General features: G+C 74.0%; 2 protein-coding genes. Both read left to right on the plus strand.

All coding sequences use genetic code 11. The annotated features are described in order from the left end of the window. Positions 1-2,682: polyketide synthase dehydratase domain-containing protein (locus ORI94_RS34910; protein ID WP_266083097.1), on the plus strand; the 2,682-nt coding region annotated here is incomplete at its 5' end. Positions 2,683-2,962: 280 nt separating this feature from the next. Continuing rightward, positions 2,963-4,460 (plus strand): type I polyketide synthase (locus tag ORI94_RS34915; protein ID WP_266083100.1); only part of this gene is annotated, 1,498 nt, incomplete at its 3' end.

A 4,460-nucleotide genomic window follows, 5' to 3' on the forward strand; every position in this document is an offset into this window, starting at 1 on the left:
ACCGCGGTGGGAGAGGAGTTCGCCGGCCGGGGTCGCAAGACGCAGCGTCTTTCGGTGAGTCATGCCTTCCACTCGCCGTTGATGGAGCCGATGCTGGCGGAGTTCCGTCGGGTCGCCGAGAGCCTCACCTACGCCGTGCCGGCCATCCCGGTCGTGTCCAACGTGACCGGTGGGATCGCGGACCCCGCCCTGCTGTGCTCCGCCGACTACTGGGTGCGCCACGTCCGTGGCACGGTGCGTTTCGCCGACGGCGTACGGGCACTGGCCGACGGGGGAGCGGACGCCTTCCTCGAGATCGGCCCCGGTGCTGTCCTGACCGCCCTGACCCGGCAGACCCTCGGTGACGAGGGGGACACCGTGGCGGCGCCCGCCCTGCGCGCCCGGCGCGACGAGCAGACCGCACTGCTCACCGGACTGGCCGAACTGCACGTCGCGGGCGTCCGCGTCGACTGGGCCGCCTGGTTCGAGGGAACCGGCGCCCGCCGCACCGACGTCCCCACCTACCCCTGGCAGCACCGCGCCTACTGGCCGCGGCCCCTCGCCTTCGCCGGGGACGTGGCCGGCGCCGGACTCACCCCCGCCGAACACCCGCTGCTCGGCGCGGCGGTGTCACTGGCCGGTACCAGCGGCGTGCTGCTCACCGGGCGGGTGTCCCTGCGCACCCACCCCTGGCTCACCGACCACACCATGGGCGGCATGGTCCTCTTCCCGGCGACCGCCTTCCTCGAACTGGCCGTGCGCGCCGGTGACCAGGTGGGCTGCGGCCGGGTGCAGGAACTCACCCTCACCACCCCGCTCGTGCTCGACGCCCGGAGCGCCGTCGCCGTCCAGGTGAGGGTCGGTGCCCCCGACGAGTCCGGCGGCCGGGAACTCGGCATCCACTCCCGGCCCGCCGACGCCCCCGACGAGCCGTGGACCCAGCACGCCGCCGGTGTCCTCGTCCCCGAGGAGCAGCAGGTCGAGTTCGACGCCGCCCAGTGGCCGCCGCAGGGCGCCGAACCCCTCGACCTGACCGGCTTCTACGAGCGCACCGAGTACGGCCCCCTCTTCCAGGGCCTGCGCGCCGCCTGGGCCCGCGACGAGGAGGTCTTCGCCGAACTGGAGCTGCCCGGCCGCGCGGACGACGCCGAACTGTTCGCCCTGCACCCGGCCCTGCTCACCGCCGCACTGCACGCCGTGGAGTTCGTCGACTTGAAGGACGCCGACCAGGGCCTGCTGCCGTTCTCCTGGTCCGGGGTGTCCCTGCACGCCTCCGGTGCCGCCCGGCTGCGGGTGCGCCTGGCGAAGGCCGGGGAGGACACCGTGTCCATCGCCGCCGTCGACCCCGCCGGCCGGCCCACACTGTCGGTCGAGGCGCTGGCCCTGCGCCCCTCGTCCGCCGCCCGGCTGCTCGGGCCCGGCGTCGCCGGCCGGCCTGCCGCACCGGCCGCGCGTGCGGCCCGCCCGGCCGCGACCGCCTCCACGGTGCCGGTCCGCGCCGCCGACACGGCCTCCTTCCGCGACCGGCTGACCACCCTCGGCGCCGCCGAACAGGAACAGGCCCTGCACGACCTGGTCGTCACCTGCGCCGCGGAACTCCTCGGACACCCCGACACCTCCGAGGTCGACCCCGAACGGGACTTCCTGGAGCTCGGCTTCGACTCCCTCATCAGCATCGAACTGCGCCGCAGGCTCAGCGAGGCCACCGGCCTGCAACTGCCCGCCAGCATCGTCTACGACAGCGGCTCCCCGAACGGCCTCACCTCCTGGCTGCTCACCGAACTGGGCGCCCAGGGCGGCGGTTCCGTCCCCCGGGGCGGCGGCGTGCCGGGCGGCCCGGTCGAGAACGACTCGATGGAGAGGCTGTTCCTCGACGGCATCGCCCAGGGCAAAACCCGGGAAGCGCAGCGCATGCTGGCCACCGTCGCCGCCCTGCGGCCCACCTTCGAGGCGACCGCCGAACTGGAGGACCTGCCCTGGCCGGTGACGCTCGCCGAGGGCCCGGCCGCCTCGCGGCTGGTCTGTGTCAGCGCGCCCACCGCCAACGGCGGCGTCCACCAGTACGCCCAGCTCTCCGCGCACTTCCGGGGCAGCCGCGACGTGGCCGCGCTGCCGCTGGTCGGCTTCGCCACCGGTGAGGCCCTGCCCGCCGGACCCGAGGCCGCAGCCCGGGTGATCGCCGAGAGCGCCCTGCAGGCCGCCGACGGGCAGCCCTTCGTCCTCGTCGGCCACTCCTCGGGCGGCTCCCTCGCCTACGCCGCCGCCGGCGTGCTGGAGACCACGTGGGGCATCCGCCCCGCCGCCGTCGTACTGCTCGACACGCTGAGCATCCAGCACAAGAACGACGAGGGCATGGACTTCTCGGGCATGATGCGGTTCAACTTCACCGCCGTCGACGACTCTCCCGTACGACTCACCAACTCCCGGCTGTCCGCGATGGGCCGGTGGATGGTGCTGCTCAACGCGCTCGACGTGCACCCCACCACCGCGCCCGTACTGGAGATCAAGTGCACTCGCGCCCTCATCGAGGGCGTGCCCGCACCGGACGCCGACACCCTGCACGAGCCCTTGGTGCCGTCGGCCACCGTACGGCCGGTCGACGCCGACCACCTCTCCCTGATCCGTGAGGACTCCGCGAAGGCCGCCGCCCTCATGGAGGAATGGCTGACCGCCCTGGAGGAGTCGGCGGTCGCCGCCCAATAACCCACGACGACGAGGGAAATCACCAGTTCCCCCTCCCGGGCCGGGCGTGCGTGGTACCCACCACCGCGTCCGGCCCCGCCTTTCTCCCCAGGCTCTAGGGAAACCCGCAGTCCGGGACGGTCAGACTGACCACCGGACCGGGTCGGGCCTACGACCCGGACCGGAAAGCCACCGGGCGCGCCCTGCGCGCACCGCGGGTTTCCGAACAGGGTCGGGGCGTGGAATCCGGAGACCGCCGCTCTCCGCGTTTTCCGGAATCTGAGTGAGAGGTGGGCACCTGATGTCGAACGAGGACAAGCTCCGCGCGTACCTCAAGCGGGCGATCGCCGACCTCCAGGAGGCCCGGCAGCAGCTCAGCGACGCCGAGAGCCGCGACCGCGAGCCCGTCGCCGTCGTCGCCATGGCCTGCCGCTATCCCGGCGGCGCCCGCTCACCCGAGGAACTGTGGGAGCTGGCCCGGGACGGCGTGGACGCGATCTCCGCGTTCCCCGCCAACCGCGGCTGGGACCTCGACCGGCTGTTCCACCCCGACCCCGCCCACCACGGCACCACCTACGCCCGCGAGGGCGGCTTCCTGCACGAGGCCGGCGAGTTCGACCCAGCGTTCTTCGGGATCTCCCCGCGCGAGGCCCTGGCCATGGACCCGCAGCAGCGCCTGCTCCTCGAGACCTCCTGGGAAGCCCTGGAGCGCGCCGGGATCCTCCCCGACTCCCTCACCGGCAGCCCCACCGGCGTCTTCGTCGGCACCGGACACGGCGACTACGACAGCGCCTCCCGGGGCCGCCAGGAGGAGGTCGCCGGACACCTCCTGACCGGCAACACCGTCGCCGTCGCCTCCGGCCGGCTGTCCTACACGTACGGCTTCGAGGGCCCCGCCGTCACCGTCGACACCGCCTGCTCCTCCTCCCTGGTCGCCCTCCACCTGGCCGTGCGCTCCCTGCGCCAGGGGGAGTGCTCCCTCGCCCTGGCCGGCGGCGCCACCGTCATGTCGACGCCGAAGATGTTCACCGAGTTCGCCCGTCAGCGAGGCCTGGCCGCCGACGGCCGCTGCAAGGCGTTCGCCGCCGCCGCCGACGGCACCGCCTGGTCCGAGGGCGTCGGCATGGTCCTGCTGGAGCGGCTCTCCGACGCCCGCCGCAACGGGCACCAGGTCCTGGCCGTCGTCCGCGGCTCCGCCATCAACCAGGACGGCGCCTCCAACGGCCTCACCGCCCCCAACGGGCCCTCGCAGCAGCGCCTGATCCGCCAGGCCCTGATCGACGCCGGACTGTCCGCCGCCGAGGTCGACGTCGTCGAGGCGCACGGCACCGGCACGACCCTGGGCGACCCGATCGAGGCGCAGGCGCTCCTGGCCACCTACGGCCAGGACCGTCCCGCAGAGCGGCCGCTGCTGCTCGGCTCGCTGAAGTCCAACATCGGCCACACCCAGGCCGCCTCCGGTGTCGGCGGCGTCATCAAGATGGTGCAGGCCATGCGGCACGGCACGCTGCCCAAGAGCCTGCACATCGACGCGCCCACCCCGCACGCCGACTGGTCCGGCGGCGCCGTCGGCCTGCTCACCGAGGCCACCGACTGGCCGGAGACCGGTCGGCCCCGCCGCGCCGCCGTGTCCTCCTTCGGTGTCAGCGGCACCAACGCCCACCTCGTGCTGGAACAGGCCCCGGAACCCGAGCCCGCCGACGGGGCCGGGGACCCGGCGGCGGAGACGGACGGCGTCCTCACCGGAGCGGTCCAGGCTCCGGCGTGGTTGCCGTGGGTGGTGTCGGCGAAGTCGCGTG

The sequence above is a fragment of the Streptomyces sp. NEAU-W12 genome (assembly GCF_026242095.1).
Lineage (GTDB): Bacteria > Actinomycetota > Actinomycetes > Streptomycetales > Streptomycetaceae > Streptomyces.